This is a genomic window from Lonsdalea iberica, from assembly GCF_002111585.1.
GTDB classification, from domain to species: domain Bacteria; phylum Pseudomonadota; class Gammaproteobacteria; order Enterobacterales; family Enterobacteriaceae; genus Lonsdalea; species Lonsdalea iberica.
Window position 1 is genome coordinate 18714 of sequence record NZ_LUTP01000020.1, and the last position, 16828, is coordinate 35541.

At 59.9% G+C, this 16828-nt stretch carries 17 protein-coding genes; 6 read left to right on the forward strand and 11 right to left on the reverse strand.

Annotated features, from left to right (window positions below):
- Positions 1-22: 22 nt before the first annotated feature.
- The 3 genes from AU511_RS09510 to AU511_RS09520 are packed head-to-tail and all read right to left on the reverse strand — an operon-like array spanning position 23 to position 1862.
- Complete coding sequence (locus AU511_RS09510) at positions 23-565, reverse strand: 1,2-dihydroxy-3-keto-5-methylthiopentene dioxygenase (protein WP_094100936.1); 543 nt, start codon at positions 563-565, stop codon at positions 23-25.
- A complete protein-coding gene (gene mtnC / locus AU511_RS09515) occupies positions 562-1251 on the reverse strand; it encodes an acireductone synthase (RefSeq protein WP_094109510.1) in 690 nt (229 codons plus the stop codon). The genes AU511_RS09510 and mtnC overlap by 4 nt, the downstream gene beginning before the upstream one ends.
- Entirely contained in the window at positions 1248-1862 is a 615-nt protein-coding gene (locus AU511_RS09520; protein ID WP_094109511.1) for a methylthioribulose 1-phosphate dehydratase, read from the reverse strand. The genes mtnC and AU511_RS09520 overlap by 4 nt, the downstream gene beginning before the upstream one ends.
- A gap of 463 nt (positions 1863-2325) precedes the next feature.
- Here AU511_RS09520 and AU511_RS09525 point away from each other — a divergent pair, with 463 nt between their 5' ends.
- Positions 2326-2757 (forward strand): hypothetical protein, encoded by a 432-nt coding sequence (locus tag AU511_RS09525; protein ID WP_139829364.1) that lies wholly within the window; start codon positions 2326-2328, stop codon positions 2755-2757.
- A 100-nt stretch (positions 2758-2857) separates the two neighbouring features.
- Here the strand turns inward: AU511_RS09525 and AU511_RS09530 are convergent, their stop codons facing one another.
- The gene (locus AU511_RS09530; protein WP_167372014.1) at positions 2858-3709 is read right to left on the reverse strand and encodes a glycoside hydrolase family 19 protein; all 852 of its coding nucleotides are present in this window, start codon (positions 3707-3709) and stop codon (positions 2858-2860) included.
- 512 nt (positions 3710-4221) lie between these two features.
- On the opposite strand from AU511_RS09530, the gene AU511_RS09535 reads away from it, so the two are divergent.
- Together AU511_RS09535 and AU511_RS09540 are read left to right on the forward strand one after the other, a co-directional pair.
- Positions 4222-5379, forward strand: a complete 1158-nt coding sequence (locus AU511_RS09535) for a pyridoxal phosphate-dependent aminotransferase (RefSeq protein WP_094100931.1) — start codon at positions 4222-4224, stop codon at positions 5377-5379.
- Positions 5367-6134, forward strand: coding sequence for an amidohydrolase (locus AU511_RS09540; RefSeq protein ID WP_094100930.1), 768 nt, complete (start codon positions 5367-5369; stop codon positions 6132-6134). Before AU511_RS09535 ends, AU511_RS09540 begins: the two co-directional genes overlap by 13 nt.
- A gap of 233 nt (positions 6135-6367) precedes the next feature.
- On the opposite strand, the gene hpxK is transcribed toward AU511_RS09540, so the two are convergent.
- The 7 genes from hpxK to AU511_RS09575 all read right to left on the reverse strand — a co-directional run bounded on the left by hpxK (position 6368) and on the right by AU511_RS09575 (position 13379).
- Entirely contained in the window at positions 6368-7669 is a 1302-nt protein-coding gene (gene hpxK / locus AU511_RS09545; protein ID WP_094109514.1) for an allantoate amidohydrolase, read from the reverse strand.
- A complete protein-coding gene (locus AU511_RS09550; protein ID WP_094109515.1) occupies positions 7666-8910 on the reverse strand; it encodes a pyridoxal-phosphate-dependent aminotransferase family protein in 1245 nt (414 codons plus the stop codon). Before AU511_RS09550 ends, hpxK begins: the two co-directional genes overlap by 4 nt.
- Positions 8911-9006: 96 nt before the next feature.
- On the reverse strand, positions 9007-9750 hold the full coding sequence (locus AU511_RS09555) for an amino acid ABC transporter ATP-binding protein (protein WP_094100928.1): 744 nt from the start codon (positions 9748-9750) through the stop codon (positions 9007-9009).
- Entirely contained in the window at positions 9731-10384 is a 654-nt protein-coding gene (locus AU511_RS09560; protein WP_338037594.1) for an amino acid ABC transporter permease, read from the reverse strand. Before AU511_RS09560 ends, AU511_RS09555 begins: the two co-directional genes overlap by 20 nt.
- Positions 10384-11052, reverse strand: coding sequence for an amino acid ABC transporter permease (locus AU511_RS09565; protein ID WP_094100926.1), 669 nt, complete (start codon positions 11050-11052; stop codon positions 10384-10386). Before AU511_RS09565 ends, AU511_RS09560 begins: the two co-directional genes overlap by 1 nt.
- A gap of 9 nt (positions 11053-11061) precedes the next feature.
- Positions 11062-11853 carry a transporter substrate-binding domain-containing protein gene (locus AU511_RS09570; RefSeq protein WP_420843445.1) on the reverse strand — a complete coding sequence of 264 codons (792 nt, stop codon included), beginning with the start codon at positions 11851-11853 and terminating at the stop codon, positions 11062-11064.
- A gap of 686 nt (positions 11854-12539) precedes the next feature.
- Positions 12540-13379: a MurR/RpiR family transcriptional regulator gene (locus AU511_RS09575; protein WP_094100925.1), complete on the reverse strand. Its 840-nt coding sequence runs from the start codon at positions 13377-13379 to the stop codon at positions 12540-12542.
- Positions 13380-13599: 220 nt separating this feature from the next.
- Between AU511_RS09575 and AU511_RS09580 the strand changes: the two genes are divergently transcribed.
- Genes AU511_RS09580 through AU511_RS09590 form a run of 3 tightly spaced genes read left to right on the forward strand, consistent with a single transcriptional unit; the run spans position 13600 to position 16826 of the window.
- Positions 13600-15186 carry a gamma-glutamyltransferase family protein gene (locus AU511_RS09580; protein WP_094109516.1) on the forward strand — a complete coding sequence of 529 codons (1587 nt, stop codon included), beginning with the start codon at positions 13600-13602 and terminating at the stop codon, positions 15184-15186.
- 48 nt (positions 15187-15234) lie between these two features.
- Positions 15235-15423 carry an oxalurate catabolism protein HpxX gene (gene hpxX, locus AU511_RS09585; RefSeq protein WP_094109517.1) on the forward strand — a complete coding sequence of 63 codons (189 nt, stop codon included), beginning with the start codon at positions 15235-15237 and terminating at the stop codon, positions 15421-15423.
- On the forward strand, positions 15420-16826 hold the full coding sequence (locus tag AU511_RS09590) for an AtzE family amidohydrolase (protein WP_094109518.1): 1407 nt from the start codon (positions 15420-15422) through the stop codon (positions 16824-16826). Before hpxX ends, AU511_RS09590 begins: the two co-directional genes overlap by 4 nt.
- Positions 16827-16828 lie beyond the last annotated feature (2 nt).

The window sequence follows — 16828 nt, forward strand, 5'->3', positions numbered from 1 at the left end:
GGAGACGCTGAGAGGCTGGCGGTCAGGCCAGCTTCGGATAGGCCGTGGCAATGTCATCGCCGGTGAAGTGCGCGATCCACCCTTCCGGGTTGTCGAACAGCCGGATCGCCGTGAAGTTCGGTGACGATCCCATATCGAACCAGTGCGGCGTTCCCGCAGGTACGGAGAGCAAATCGTTCTTCTCACACAGGATCTGGAAAATCTGTCCCTCGACATGCAGGCAGAACAGCCCTGCGCCCTCGACGAAGAAACGCACTTCATCTTCCCCGTGCGTATGCTCAGACAGAAACTTGCCGCGCAACGCCTCCTTCTGCGGATTGTCGGCGCGCATGCTGATCACATCCCAACTTTGATACCCTTTTTCCGCGACCAGCTTGTTAATTTCGCGCTGATAGGCCGCCAACACTTCTTCCGCATCAGGCTCGTCGCTTAATGCGCGGTCCGCCTGCCAGCGTTCGAAGCGGACGCCGATCGCCGTCAAACGCTGCCGGATCGCCTCCGCGTCCCGGCTCTGCCAGATCGGTTGAGATGCATCTTGATCGCTGAAAATAGTGAGTGCGCTCATAAGGAAATCTCCTGTACGTCGATGTGATCGAAGCGGCTCACCTGCGGGTGATCGCTGTGGGGGTCTGCCTCGCCGCGCAGCAGCTGACAGGTATGCCAGCCGGCGCTCCGCGCCGCGTCCAGCTCCTGATGAATATCGGAGAGAAACAGGATCTCGGCCGCCGGCAACGCGATGACGTCGGCGATATTCCGATAGGAAGTCACTTCACGCTTCGCGCCGACGCGAGTATCGAAATAGCCGCTGAACAGCGGCCGTAAATCGCCCACATCGCTGTGGCCGAAAAGCAGCTGCTGCGCCTCGACCGAGCCGGAAGAGTAGACATACAGCTTAATACCCTGCTCAAGCCACGCATGCAGCTGCGGCGTCACGTCGTCGTAAATGTGGCCGTGAAAATCGCCCTGCTGGTAGCCCGTGCGCCAGATAATGCCCTGTAATGCTTTCAGCGCCGTCGACTTGCGATCTTGATCCATAAACTGCGCCAAGGCGTCCACCAGCTCAGTTTCGCTGGCATCCGGCTGCCCTAACTCGATCCGGAGCGCAGCCAGCGCCTCGGCGACATCCGGCCGCTCTCCCGCCTGAGCCACCACCTGCGCCAGTCGAGCGCGGGCATAGGGAAACAGGACGTTGTGAACAAAGCGAATATCGCTGGTGGTGCCTTCAATATCGGTCACGATGGCCTTAATCATTGCGCCTCCAGCACACGTCGTTGCAGTTCGCACTGGAACAGAAACTCCAGCCCTTCGAGATGGCGGCGCGCCTCTTGTACGCTCTCCCCCCAACAGTAGAGGCCGTGGCCCCGCACCAGAAAGCCATAGCGCAGCGGCGTAGACCCATGGCAGGCCGCGACGCGTTCGGCCAGCGCAGGAATGTCCTGATCGTTATCGAAAATAGGGAGAGTAACTCGGTCCAGATGCGAGCGCTGACCTGCCAGCGACTTCTGCATCTCGTAGCCTTCCAGAATCAGGACGTCGCGTTTCTTCACACGGGACAGCACCGTGGCGTTCACCGAGTGCGTATGCAGCACGGCGCCGATGTGCGCGTCGAGACGATATAGCAGGGTGTGCAACCCGGTTTCCGCAGACGGCGTACGGCCGCAGGGGACATGGTTGGTGGCAATGTCGACCTGCAAAAAGTCTTCAGGTTTTAGGTTGCCCTTGTCTTTGCCCGATGCCGTAATCAGGCAGCGCGCCTCATCAAGACGGACGGACATATTGCCGCCGGTGGCGGGACACCAGCCTTTTTCCCCGATCCAGTGGCAGGCCGCCAGCAGGTCGGCCAAATTTGCGTTATCGCTCATTGTCTATTCCCAGTGCAGGTGAATCCCAAACGTTCCGACGCAACCGTCGGCGTTCAGTGTTGTTATTGCCGCTCAGTGAGCATGAAGTTTGATAAAAATCAGAGAGAATACAGATCAACGTGCCGGTCTACCCCCACCCGCGACGACAACCTCTGACTCAAGCGTTGGCGCAGGCTTTCAGCTCTGACAGCGAAATGCCTGGCTTGCGCCGCAGCCTGAATAACAGCGAGCAATCCGTGGGTTCGATGAGGAGGCGTTCGGCCAGCATTGAGGTCCGCGCCTGACAACGTCTACACTGGTACATCAGTGATGTCTCTGCCTCGCAGCCCTTCGCGTACACCGTGTCGGCCCTCTGACCTCTGCGCCTTTACCTGATGACAGGCAGGACGTTAAAGCGAGAGATTACCCGGAGAAAACGGGGATCTCAAGAAGATCATCAGCCCTTCCCGCCAAGGAGAAAGCCGTGAAAAGGATGGTAAAAATCCCCCTTTCTTTGTGCTGTTTTATTCTTTTCTGTCCGCCAGCCCAAGCCGCGCCGTCGCCCGACGACACGCCGCTCTTTTATTGTCCAACGGACAAGGGCGATCACATTTCGTTGGAACATCAGGATGGGAAATTGGCATTATTCCTCAACGGGAAGCGCCATGTTTCAGATGAATCCGTGCAGGAAATTAGCCAAAACTATCGTCGAAACATCGAGATATCGCCCGAATACAATGTGGTCAGCTTTCACATCAACGGGGTCGCATACAGTATCGGCTCGTTCAAAAATATCGCCACTCAGGCAGAACCGAGCAGTCAGTTTTTCTCTTACTCTTCCGATAAAAATCGAATTCCCGACCAACTCTGCTCGTTTGGTGAAGACATCAATAATCTCTCCAGGCTGACGAAATAATCCGCCGCACTTCCTAACAACAACGCAGACGTCACGCTATTCACCTGTAGCGTATGGTTGAGCCGGGCATAAAAAAAGGGTCTGAATCAGCCCCTGCGTGTTAACTCAAATTAGCTATTCGCGTTTGAATCGCGCTGACCTTGGCGGTGTCCTTCGCGGCCTGATATAACGTCAACGCCCTTTTATAAGCCACCAGCGCTTCGGCCTTGTCTTTACGCGTCCCCTGTTCCTTGCTGAGCGGATCGTGATAACGCGCCCAACTGTACGCATACACCTTGTTGTTATAAATTCCGCTCTCTTCGAAAGTGAATCCGTTCGACTTTCTCAATTGGTTAAGATGCCCACACTTCAGCACTTCACTCGCCTTATCAAAATAGCTCAAGCGGTCGTCATAACCATCGAACCCGCCATTGATTCTGGCCGTGATCATATTGAAGTCATCTTTTTTGGCGTAACGATTCAGATTCTGGTTGCCGTAATCCATATAAAACCAAAAAGCGGATTGCACACAGTGCGGATAGGTGGTCAGTTTATTTCGGTTGTCTTCGCTGGAATAAACATCCTCCCCCACGGCGCTGCCATAAGCGCGATAGTTCTTTTCGAAGGTCAACTGAATCAGTCCACGTCCATACCACGGCGCGTAACTTTTTTGGCTCCCGTTGATCTCCGAGGTGTACACCAAACCGAGGCTTTCGTGGCAACACTGCGCGAGGAAATGCGATTTCTCCCTGCATGTCGTCATCCCATATTTCGCGAAGCCGTCATTAAAGGCCTTCAGGTACGTCATCAGTTTGTCTTCACCGACCTTTGGCGCGATTTTAGGCAGCTCGCCCAACGTAATATCACGATTGCAGGCGCAAGTGGTCGGTTCCGCCGTCGTGGTGCCATAGCTCTGCGCCGTCATCGGCAACACCGACTGGAGAAAATGACGCGGAAGACTCGCGGCCAGCATCGTTCGTACACCAGCCTGTAGCGCTGAGGATAAATCGTTGACGGCCCGACAGGACGTCGAATCCAAACGGAGAGGGAGATGAGCCAATAAATATTCGGGTAATCGTTTCACCCTGGAAATGGCCTGTCCATAGGGTGCCAATGAGCCTGATAACACGTCGAGATTTCGAAGGGATTGGCGTGTGCCAAAATCGATCATATCTACATTTTTCATTACGGTATTCATAAACAAATATGTCCTTATGTTGTTTTACTGCCAAATAGCCAGCGTGCGCACTGGCGTTCCTGATCCTCAGGATTGTTTATGCCTTGTTGCTGTCCTCCTTTATCGCTCACTAGTTTAAAAACGATTTCAAACAGTATTAGCACCACATATCAATACGATAAGTCTGCTTTGCGGTTTCCATGCGTTAGCTTATTTAGCCATATAGACGTTCAAACGTCTTGATTGCCAATTACTGACAGCGTGATATATTGGCTAGCTCTACAAGTTTGCAGGAGTTGTTTTCAGTCATGAGCGCGGCGCTAATCCCCCAAAGTAAACTTCCTTCTCTCGGCACGACGATCTTCAGTCAGATGAGCGCGCTGGCGCAGAAACATCAGGCGATCAACCTGTCGCAGGGGTTCCCTGATTTCGATGGCCCCTCCTATCTGCAAGAGCGTCTGGCCTTTCACGTCAGTCAGGGAGCCAATCAATACGCGCCGATGACCGGCGTCGCGCCGCTGAGACAGGCCATCGCGGAAAAAACCGGTCAGCTATATGGCTGGGAACCGGACGCCGACCAGGAAATCACGGTGACGGCTGGCGCGACGGAAGCCCTGTTCGCCGCCATTAGCGCGCTGGTGCGCCAGGGCGACGAGGTGATTTGCTTCGACCCCAGTTATGACTGCTATGCGCCAGCCATCGAATTGGCTGGCGGCGTGGTGAAACGTCTGGCGCTACAGCCGCCCGGCTTCCAGGTGGACTGGGCGCAGTTCGCCGAACTGCTGAGCGATAAAACTCGGCTGGTGATACTCAACACGCCGCACAACCCCTCCGCCACCGTCTGGCAAGCATCGGATTTCAATGCTCTGTGGCAGGCAATTGCAGAACGCGAAATTTACGTGCTGAGCGATGAAGTTTACGAGCATATCTGCTTCGACCCGCAAGGCCATGCCAGCGTATTGGCGCATCCCAAACTTCGTCAGCGGGCCGTCGCCGTCTCGTCCTTCGGCAAAACGTTTCATATGACCGGCTGGAAGGTCGGTTACTGCGTAGCGCCCGCGCCTATCAGCGCCGAACTGCGCAAAATTCATCAGTATCTGACGTTCGCCGTCAACACGCCCGCACAACTAGCGATTGCCGATATGCTGCGGGAACATCCGGAACACTGGCGCGAACTGCCTGCGTTTTACCGAGCGCGGCGAGATCGTTTCGTCAATGCGCTGTCGACCAGCCGCTTTGAGCTGTTGCCGTGTCAGGGCACCTACTTCCTGCTGGCGGACTACAAAGCGATCTCGACGCAGGATGACGTGAGCTTCTGCCGCTGGATGACCGAACATGTCGGCGTCGCCGCCATTCCGCTGTCGGTTTTCTGCGCAGACCCTTTCCCCCATACGTTGATTCGGTTATGTTTTGCCAAACAGGAATCAACGTTGGATGCCGCTGCGGAGCGCCTATGTCGACTTTGAAAATCACCCTATTGCAGCAACCCTTGGCATGGATGGATGGCCCCGCCAACCTGAGCCACTTCGACGCGTTGCTGGAGAGCATTACGGGGCGTGATCTCATTCTGTTGCCAGAGATGTTCACCACCGGATTCGCGATGGAAGCTGCCGAACACAGCCTGGAGCAGTCGGTGGTGGAAGCGTGGCTCTGCCAGTGGGCGCAGCGTACCAATGCGCTCATCGGCGGCAGCGTGGCGGTGCAAACCCCAAAAGGCGCGGCGAACCGGTTTCTGTTCGCCGATCCGCACGGCGCGCTGTATCGCTACGACAAGCGACACCTGTTCCGCATGGCGGACGAGCATCAGTATTATCAGGCGGGCACGAAAAAGCTGGTCGTCGAGTGGCGCGGCTGGCGCATCATGCCGTTGATCTGCTACGACCTGCGCTTCCCGGTCTGGGCGCGCAACCAGCAAGATTACGACCTGCTGCTGTATGTGGCTAACTGGCCGACGCCGCGCGCGCATCACTGGAAGACGCTGCTCACGGCTCGTGCGATTGAAAATCAGAGCTATGTGGCGGGCTGCAACCGCGTCGGCACCGACGCCAACGGCCACGGCTATCAGGGTGACAGCGCGATCCTCGGTCCGCAGGGTCAGATGCTGGCCAGCGCCCCGGAAAATCAGCCCGCGCGTTTGGATGCGGAGCTGTCGCTGGAAGCGTTACAGGCCTATCGGGAAGCATTCCCAGCCTGGCGCGACGCGGACAAGTTCGACCTGTAGCGCGTCTCCCCCCCTGCCCCGAGAAGTTAGTCAGCGCTGACTTCTCAGCCATCCGCCGTGACGTCGAATGCGCATGTCCTGCCGCCGCCGACGAAGAGATAGCAGGATAGACAGAAGAGCGGACAGTAGACACGAGTCGCCATTCGCGAAAACCTCGCGCGCCGCAAACAGGACCGGCTCGCGCGTTCTCGTTTCAGAGCACAGAGCGTCCGCCGGACGCGATGCGGTCCCTTTTACGCACTCCTCTCCCGAGATTGGCTACGCGCTGACTTCCCGCCGTCGCGTGCGACGCTCTGCACCGTCAACAGTAGCGCCTGCAACGCCTGCGCCACGTCGTCAGTAAGCACTGACTCATCAGGATGATGGCTAACGCCGCCGCGACAGCGCACAAACAGCATGCCTACCGGCCAACGTTCGGCGATAGCAATCGCGTCATGCCCCGCACCGCTGGGTAGCGACAGGCCCTTTCCCTGCACCGTCGTCACGGCGTCGGACAACATCGCCTGCAGCCCGGCGTCGCAGCGCGTGGCGGGAATTCGATAGTACTCCTCCGCGCTGAACCGACATCCGCGCCGCGCCGCTATCTCCTCCGCCGTCGCCAGCAAACGACTTAGCAAGGCCTCCAGCGCCGCATCTTCCGGTCCGCGGATATCCAGCGTCAGTCTGACCTCGCCGGGGATGACGTTGGCCGCCCCCGGCAAACATTGCAACGTCCCCACGGTCGCGACCCGATGCGGATCGCCCGACTGCGTCAGCGCTTCTACCTGCGTCATCCAGGCCGCCGCCGCCGCCAGCGCATCCTGTCGCTGGCCCATCGGCACCGTGCCTGCGTGGCCGGCGTGGCCCAAAAATGCGCAGTTCAACCGCCGTGCCCCGTTGATCGCCGTCACCACGCCCAGCGCCAGTCCCGCCTGCTCCAGACACGGCCCCTGCTCGATATGCAATTCCAGATAGGCCAGAATATCGCTCGGCGCGCGTGCCGCCTCCCCGATCGCGTCGCGAGATAATCCAGCCTCCGTCAGGGCTTGCGCCACGGAAACGCCGTCAGCATCCCGGCACGCCAGCCACTCCGCCGGCCAGGTGCCGGTCAGTCCGCGACTGCCCAGCAGGGTGATGCCGAACCGTGTCCCCTCTTCGTCGCCGAAGCCCACGATCTCCAGCGCCACCGGCAGCCGAATGTGGCGCTGATGCAGGTAGCGGACGGTTTCCAGCGCGCAGATCACCCCCAACATGCCGTCGTAACGACCGGCGTTGCGGACCGTGTCCAGATGCGAGCCGAGCAACAGCGCCGGGGCGTTCGCCGTCTCACCCTCATAGCGGCCGCAGATATTGCCCACGCTGTCCTGCCAGACGCGCATCCCCGCCGCTCGCATCCACTCGCCTACCACCTGATTGGCGCGCAGATGCTCTTGTGACAGATAGACCCGCGTCAGTTGGCCTGCGCTTTCGGAAATTTCCGCCAGCGCATCACAGCGATCCATGACCTGCCGTGCGGCGTCGAACGCCTCCGCAGCCGTCATCGCGACGGGATTCATGCCGACGCCTGCTGGCGAGCGTAGACATCCCATGCGGCCTGCAACGCCGCGCCTTGCACCGAGCGGAAACCCAGCCGGTTCAGCACGGCTTCCAGCGCGGTCAGCGTCTGCATGACGCAGTCTTTGCGGGCGTTGTAACCCATCGTGCCGATCCGCCAGATCTTGCCCTGCAACGGGCCGAAAGAGGTGCCGATCTCGATGGCGAAATCGTCCAGCAGCAGCTTACGCACGGCCTCCCCGTGGATCCCCTCGGGGATCGTCACGCCCAAGACGTTGTTCATGCGATGCGCCGGATCGCCATAGGCTTGCAGGCCCATGCCTTCGATCCCGGCCAGCAGCGCCTGCCCGTGCAACGCATGGCGGGCGATGCAGGTGTCCAGCCCTTCTTCCAGAATAATGCGGGCGCACTCGCGGGCGGCGAACAGCATACTGGTCGCTTCGGTGTGGTGGTTCAGCCGCTCAGGTCCCCAGTAGTCCATGATCATGCCGAGATCGAAGTAGTTGGAGTAGACCATCTCCTCATCGCCATCCTGATGATCGTCGGTGCGGATCCCCTGCTCCACGCATTTGCGCTGACGGATCGCCGTGGCCATCCGTTCGCTGATCGTCACCGGCGAACTGCCGGACGGACCGCCGAGGCACTTCTGCAAACCGGCTGATACCCCGTCCAGCCCCCAGGCGTCGGTCTCCAGCGGATTACCGCCAAAAGACGCGGTCGCGTCGGTGTAGAACAGCACGCCGTGACGCCGGCAGATATCGCCCAGTTCGTTGAGCGGTTGCAGCATTGTCGTCGAGGTGTCGCCCTGAACGGTCAGCAGCAGACGCGGTTTGACGCATTTGACGGCCTCTTCGATGCGATCGGGCATGAAGACTTCGCCCCACGGCGCCTCAATCGTATGCACGTCGGCGCGGCAGCGGCGGGCGATCTCGCACAATAGGTGGCCGAAACGGCCGAAGACCGGCACCAATACGCGATCGCCGGGGCGGATGGCCGAAACCAGCACGGCCTCAATACCCGATCGCGAAGTGCCGTCCACCAGCATCGTCCAGCGGTTTTCGGTGCGGAATAGCTGCCGATACAGCGCCATAACCTGATTCATGTAACCGGTCATCACCGGGTCATACTGGCCAATTAACTGGCTGGACATCGCCCGGAGAACGCGGGGATCGGCGTTAATCGGACCCGGCCCCATCAGCAGACGATGAGGCGGGTTAATTTGAGCGAACAGTTCGCTTTGCATAGTGGTGAACTCCTGATGTCCTTGATTCATGGTGTGCGTTGACGCATTGGTCGGAGAAATCGGCGGCAACGTCCGCCGCAACGGCTTCGTCGCGCGTCAGGCTTCCGTCAGCCCGCGCACAGAAGCGATAAACTGTTTCAGTTCCGGGGTCTGCGGTTGGGCGAACAGGCGGCACCCTTCGCCCTGCTCCCACACGGTGCCCTGATGCATGAACACCACGCGGTCGCCGACCTCGCGGGCAAAATTCATCTCGTGGGTCACCAAAATCAGCGTCATGCCCTCCGCCGCCAGCTGTTCCAGCACCTTAAGCACCTCACCCACCAGCTCCGGATCCAGCGCCGACGTAATCTCGTCACACAACAGCACTTTGGGATTCATCGCCAATGCACGGGCGATAGCCACGCGCTGCTGCTGTCCGCCGGAAAGATTGGCGGGATAGTAGTCCCGACGTTCACCCAGCCCGACTTTGTCCAGCACCTGCTCGCCCAGACGACGACACTCCGCCGCGCTTTTGCCCAGCACCAACCGAGGCGCCAGCATCACGTTTTCCAGCGCGGTCATATGCGGGAACAGGTTGAAATTCTGGAAAATCATGCCGATGGAACGGCTGATCTCGCGCGCCTGAGACTCCCGGTCGGTAATGGTCATGCCACCGAGCTTGATACTGCCTTCCTGATAGCCTTCCAGTCCGTTTATGCAACGCAGCAGCGTACTTTTACCCGAGCCGCTTCGCCCGATGATTGAGATCACCTCGCCCATCTCGACGTCCAGGTCCACGCCCTTTAACACGTGGTTTTGACCGTAAAACTTATGCACCTGATTAATGGTGATGAGCGGCATTGAATTTTTTCTCCAGATAGCGGCTGTAGTAAGACAGCGGATAACACAGCAGGAAGTAGCCGAGCGCCACCAGTCCGAACACCTTGAAAGGCTGATAGGTGACGTTGTTCAGCATGGTTCCGGCCTTGGTCAGTTCGACGAAGCCGATGATGGACGCCAACGCCGTGCCTTTAATCACCTGCACAGAGAAGCCGACCGTCGGGGCGATGGCGATACGCATCGCCTGCGGCGCGACGACCCGGCTTAAGGTCTGCCAGAAGCTCAGCCCCAGACAGCGCGAGGCTTCCCACTGGCCGCGCGGCAGCGCCAATACGCTGCCGTGCCAGATATCCACCAGAAACGCGCTGGTGAACAGCGTCAGCGCCAGCGCGGCGGCCCCCCACGGACTGACGTCGATGCCGAACAGGCCCAGACCAAAGAAGGCGAGGAACAGCTGCATCAGCAGCGGCGTGCCCTGAAACAGGTTGGCGTAAGCACGGGTCATCCGCAGCGGCCAGGGACGGCGGGTTAGACGCAGCAGCAACAGCGGCAGCGTCACCAACGCGCCGCCGAAGAAAGCGGTCAGCGACAGCAGCACCGTCCAGCGGCCCGCCAGCAGCAAGTTGCGTACGATATCCCAGTCGGTAAAGTTCATCATGCGCCCTGCGTTCCCAGAAAACGGCGCCCCAACATCATCAGCAGTTGGCGCATCAGCAGCGACAACGCCAGATACAGGAGCGTAGTGACCAGATACACCTCAAAGCTTAAGAAGGTGCGAGATTGGATCAGATTGGCGGCGAAGGTCAGCTCTTCGTACGACACCTGCGATACCACCGAAGAGCCGAGCATGACGATGATGCACTGGCTGACCAGCGCCGGATAAATCCGTTGCAGCGCAGGCGGCAAAATCACCCGCAGAAACGTCTGCGTGCGCGTCAACCCCAGCACCCGGCAGGCTTCCCACTGCCCTTTCGGCGTCACCTGAATGCCCGCGCGGATGATCTCGGTGCTGTAGGCCCCGAGATTCACCAGCATGGCGATCAGCGCCGCCTCGCCTGCGGTCAACTTCAACCCCAGCCCCGGCAGTCCGAACACGATAAAGAACAGCTGCACGACGAAGGGAGTGTTGCGTATGACCTCCACGTAAACACCCCACAGACAGCTCAGCACGTTTGGCTTGCCGCAGCGCAGCGCGGCGCCGCAGATGCCGATGGCGATGCCGCCGACCGTGGCCAGCACCGTCAGTTGCGCGGTGACCCACAAACCGGCCAGCATCTCCGGCCAGTAAGGCCACAGCGCGGCAAAATCAAGCTGATAGGTCATGCGTTACCCTCATGCGCCCAGATTGGCGGGTAGCGGCGCTTTCAGCCACTTCTGCGACAGGCCGTTCAGCGTGTTGTCTTTTACCGCCTTTTCAATCAGCGCATTGACCTTCTCTTTCAATGCGGGTTCGCCTTTTTTCAGGCCGATAAAGCACGGCGAATCTTTCAGCATGAATTTCGCCACCGGCGCTTTCGTCGGGGTCTGCGCGGCGATGGCCGCGACCACCAGGTTACCGGTCGCAATGTACTGCACCTGTCCGGACAGGTAAGCCGACAGCGTGGTGTTATTGTCCTCATAGCGTTTCAGCTGCGCCTCTTTCGGCGCGATGGCGGTCAACACCATATCTTCCACCGCGCCGCGGGTGACGCCCACGCTTTTGCCCGCGAGCGCTTGAGGATTGGCGAGGTCGCCGTCTTTCGGTCCGAACACGCCCAGGAAAAACGGCGCGTAGGCGCGAGTAAAGTCGATCACCTTTTCGCGCTCGGCGTTTTTACCCAGGCTGGAGATCACCAGATCCACCTTGTTGGTTTGCAGATAAGGGACACGGTTGGCGCTGCTCACGGGCACCAGCTGCAACTTTAGTTTCATCTCGCTGGCCAGATAACGGGCTATGTCGATATCGTAGCCCTGCGGCTGAAGATCCGTGCCGACCGAGCCGAACGGCGGGAAGTCCTGCGGTACGGCGACGCGTAGTACACCGCGCTTTTCAATGTCTTGCAGCTGGTCTGCCAGAGCATGCCCAGACTGTACGAAAAACAGCGCCGCGCTGACCACGGCCAAGAAACCTTTTCTGATATCCATCGCTCTGCTCCTGGTTCGCCAATATGAAACAAAAGATTCTCAACAAACACTAATGAAACTATCGTTACAAATAACCGAGCAAGATATATGCCAATAATGAGGTTGTCAGCGTGGTGAGATGAGCGGCAGAAAAAAGCGCAGACCTTCCTATAAATCGTCTTTCTGCCAGCATGGGCGAGGAGACGCATCGCGGAAACGGCGAAGAGAAGACAGCGATGCTCGCACTGAAACAATGCACTGCAAGAGAGCAACAGCACTATTCTGGTGCTGAAAGCCGGCTCATCGCTTGCCGCGACCTACATCTCCCTTTGGCATGACGACATTACCGCCATCATGGGTTATGCAAAACATCACGAATGTTCCAAGGCGTTGACGTCAGGGGGGCGGCCAGACGCAGGCGGAGTGACGACATTGCCGGCATCATGAGTTATTCAAAGCATTACGGATGTCCCGTAGTGTTAACGATGGCGGTAGGCAGGCGGCATGACGACATTACCGCCATCATGGATTATGCAAAACGTCACGAACGTTCCAAGGCGTTGACGTCAGGGGGGCGGCCATAGGCTGTCGGAGTGACGCCGGTAGGCGGTGTACCTGAAATATCGACGTAGGTTGCCGTTTATTCATGCCCGACAAGCGGCGCTGCGCCCCGCCAACGGCATTCACACGTTGAGACAACACTTCGCCTAACGCTGCTCCAGCTCATCCAGTTGCTGATACAGATCGGCGATGTGATGGATGCGCTGACGCCCGTCCTGCAACATTTCGTGCAGCAACGCGTTGCTCAGCAAGTTGACCAACCCCATCGCGGAGGCGTAGCTGTCGAAGGCGGAGACGCTGTCCAACGGCGCGCTCAGCGTCCAGGTCGCCAGCGGTTGCAGACGGTGGGCCTGCGGCTCGCACAGCAGCAGCACCGGGATCTGTTTTTCCTTTAATTGGGCGAGCAAAGACGGCATCAGCCGTGGACGGCGGCGGAACGCGGCCACGATCACAACATCCTCTGGACTCAAGTCGGCCAGCTCTTCCGCCAACGTCTGCCCCGGCTGCGCCAAAAGACAGACCTGGGGCCTCACCTGTAACAGCTGTTGACGCAGATGCAGCGCCACCGGGTAGCTGTTGCGCAGCCCGATCAGGCAGACGCGCCGGGCCTGCTGGAGCGCGGCAATCACCGCGCCGAACTGCCCCGCATCGATCTGATTAACCCACTGGGTCAGGTTCGCCATTTCCTGCTTATAGTGACGCGCCAGCAGGGTATTCCCCTGTACCGCATCGCGGTTGTCGGCCAACGGCATGCCGCTTTGACGCAGCGTGCGCAGCTCATCGCGCATTTCGCGGTAGCTAGGATAGCCGAGACGACGAAATAGGCGGCTGACGGTCGCTTTGGAGACGCCGCACAGCCGCGACAGCTCCGCGCTGTTGTAGCTGATCAGGTCGTTGAGGTGATCGAAAATGAACTCCGCGACCCGCCGCTCCTGAGGGGAAAGCGCATCAAAGTGGCTGCGTAGCCGTTCATCAATCTGCTTCATACCTGCCTCTGTAACTTTCGTTTCATCCATTTACGGTATCGCTGCACCTTAGCACACCTCTTCACGAGAACGGCAAGAGGAAAAAGAGTGGAATGCTTTTTGCTTTTATCTTGAGTCGATTATCCGTGGGCCCCCTTACGGCACGACGTCTGGCCTGTGCTTTATCACTCGCCGACGTTGAGCGCCGGAGCCTTGCCCCCTGGCAATGGGAATCTTTTAGATGATGCACAGTAATATCGCGCCCGCCGGCATGGCGGTGACGCCACATCACCTGGCCAGCGCTTCCGCTCAGGCCGTTTTGCGGGAGGGCGGCAATGCGATTGAAGCGATGGTCGCCGCCGCCTCCACCATCGCCGTCGTCTATCCGCACATGAACAGTCTGGGCGGAGACGGTTTCTGGCTTATCGTGCCGCCGCAGGGCGACCCCATAGCCATCGACGCCAGCGGACCGGCTGGCTCGCTGGCCAACCGCGCAATGTATGACGGAATGGCGCGCATTCCTCATCGCGGTCCCAACGCCGCCATCACCGTGGCGGGCACCGTCGGCGGGTGGCAGGAAGCACTGCGCTACGCCGACCAACTGGGCGGAACATCACTGCCGCTGAAGCGGCTGCTGGCCGACGCGATCCGCTACGCCGAACACGGTATTCCCGTCACGCCCTCGCAGTCGGACGCGCTCACGCAGCATGTTGACGCCCTCAGCGCCAACGCCGAATTCCGCCGCGTCTTCTTGCCGGACGGTCGCCCCCCTTCCCCCGGCAGCCGCTTCGTTCAGTCCGATCTTGCCCGCACGCTAACGCAGCTGGCGCAAGACGGTCTGGACAGTTTTTATCGCGGCGCGCTGGCCGATACGCTGGCGGCAGCCATGGCGCAGATAGGTATGCCGGTAACCCGAGACGATCTGGCTAACTACCGCGCCAAACGCGTCGCGCCGCTGAGGTTGGCCCACAGTCAGGGCGAGATTTTCAACCTGGCGCCGCCGACGCAAGGGCTGGTGTCACTCGCGATCCTCGGGATCGCCGACCGGCTAGACATGGCCGATCTCAACGATGCGCAAACGATCCACCGCATCGTCGAAGCCACCAAGCTGGCGTTTGAACTGCGCGATGCCTACATCACGGATCCCAGACACGTCACGCAGGATATCCCCGTTCTGCTCAGCGCCGATGTGCTGGACGCCTTGAGCGCCCGGGTTGATACCGGCGTCGCCGCGCCTTGGGGAGAAGGCAAAGGCCCCGGCGATACCGTGTGGATGGGCGTATGCGACGCCAGCGGATTGTCGGTTTCCTTTATTCAGAGCCTCTATCACGAATTCGGCAGCGGCGTGGTACTGCCGGAAACCGGTATCGTCTGGCAGAACCGGGGCGCCTCGTTCAGCCTCGATCCGCAGCATCTGCTGGCGCTGGAACCGGGAAAACAGCCGTTTCACACTCTGAATCCGGCCGCCGCACGGCTGTCTGACGGAAGGACGATGGTCTACGGATCGATGGGCGGCGACGGCCAGCCGCAAACGCAGGCGGCGCTGTTTATCCGCCACGTAGTGCAGGGACTGCCGCTACAGCAAGCCATCGCCGCGCCGCGCTGGCTGCTGGGCCGCACCTGGGGACAAACCTCCGACAGTCTGAAGCTGGAGGACCGCTTCACGGCCGCCACCGTCGATACGCTACGCGGTCTGGGCCATGAGGTGGAGATGCTGCCCGACTTCAGCGAGAGCGTCGGACACGCAGGCGCCATCGTGCGCCATACTAACGGTATGCTCGAAGGGGCGTTCGACCCGCGCAGCAACGGCAGCGCCCTCGGCTTCTAAACCGATAAGACCGCGACCAAGAGAATGACAGAGGGAACCATGAGTGAGATGAAACTTGATGACGCCGCGCTGGCCGACTATCTGCGGCAAATGGAAACATTACTGGCGCTGGAATTGGATCCCGCCCGCCGCGAGGAATTGCAGCGACAGTTCAGCCGCATCGCCGATATGGCGTTGCCGCTGATGGCCTTTCCGCTGGACGAACGTGAAGAAATTGCGGGGGTTTATCGGTTATGAGTACGACACGTCACCCCGGCAGCTATTCCATTAATGAGATTCAGACGCTGCAAGAGCGCGGCGAACTGTCCGCGCAGGACATTGCCCGACAGACGCTGGCGCACATTGCCGAGCGCAATCCCCAGCTCAATGCTTACACCCGTGTCACCGAAACGCGCATGCTGGAAGAGGCCGCGCAGCGCGATCAACAACGCCGCGACGGTGCCGCGTTGCCCACGCTGACCGGCGTGCCGTATGCGGTTAAAAATCTGTTCGACGTGGCAGGCGAAACCACGCTGGCGGGAGCGAAGCTGTTTAGCCAGCGTCCCCCCGCCACGCAGGATGCCTACGCCGTCTGCCGGCTAAGCGCTCAGGGCGCGCTGCTGTCGGGGCTGTTGAACATGGATGCCTACGCCTATGGCTTCACGACGGAGAACACCCACTATGGCGCGACGCGGAACCCGCATGACGTCAACCGCATCGCGGGCGGCTCCTCCGGCGGTTCGGCGGCGGCGGTCGCGGCCGGGCTGGTGACCTTCGCGCTCGGCAGCGACACTAACGGATCCATTCGCGTCCCTTCATCGCTGTGCGGCATTTTCGGGCTTAAGCCGACCTTTGGTCGCCTGTCTCGCCGCGGCGCGCAGCCCTTCGTCGCCAGTCTCGATCACATCGGCCCGATGGCGCGCAATACCGAGGATCTGGCGCAGGTGTTTGATCTACTGCAAGGCATCGACGCTCACGATCGTTTTCAAACGCCGCGTTCGTCGCTGGACTGCTCGACCGCGCTGGATGATGACGCGCAGCCAATACGCGCCAGAATTCTGGCGGGCTATTTCGCCGACTGGTGCGACGAACACGCGAAAACCGCCGTACTGCGGGTCGCCCGGGCGCTGGGGGCGGATGATAACGTGTTGATCGACGATGCCGCGCTGGCCCGCACGGCCGCTTTCCTGATCTCCGCCAGCGAGGGCGGGAATCAGTACCTGCCCGCGCTGCGAAACGTACCGGATCAGTTCGAACCGCATTCGCGCGAACGCCTGCTGGCCGGCGCGATGATCCCGGCGACGTGGTACGTGCAGGCTCAGCGATTCCGCGACCACTTCCGCCGGAAAGTCCTGTCGCTGTTCGAACACACCGACCTGTTGATTGCCCCGGCAACGCCCTGCTCGGCGACGTTGATCGGTCAGGAAACGATGAGCATTAACGGCGTGGATCTGCCTATTCGCGCCAGCATGGGCATGCTCACGCAGCCGATTTCATTCGTCGGTCTGCCGGTCGTGACCGTGCCGCTGCTCACCGACTCCGGGCTGCCCATCGGCGTTCAACTGATTGCCGCGCCGTGGCGCGAAGACATTGCGCTGCGCGCGGCCCGACGACTGGAACAGCAAGGCATCACGCATGCCGTCATCCCCTTACCGCTCTGAAA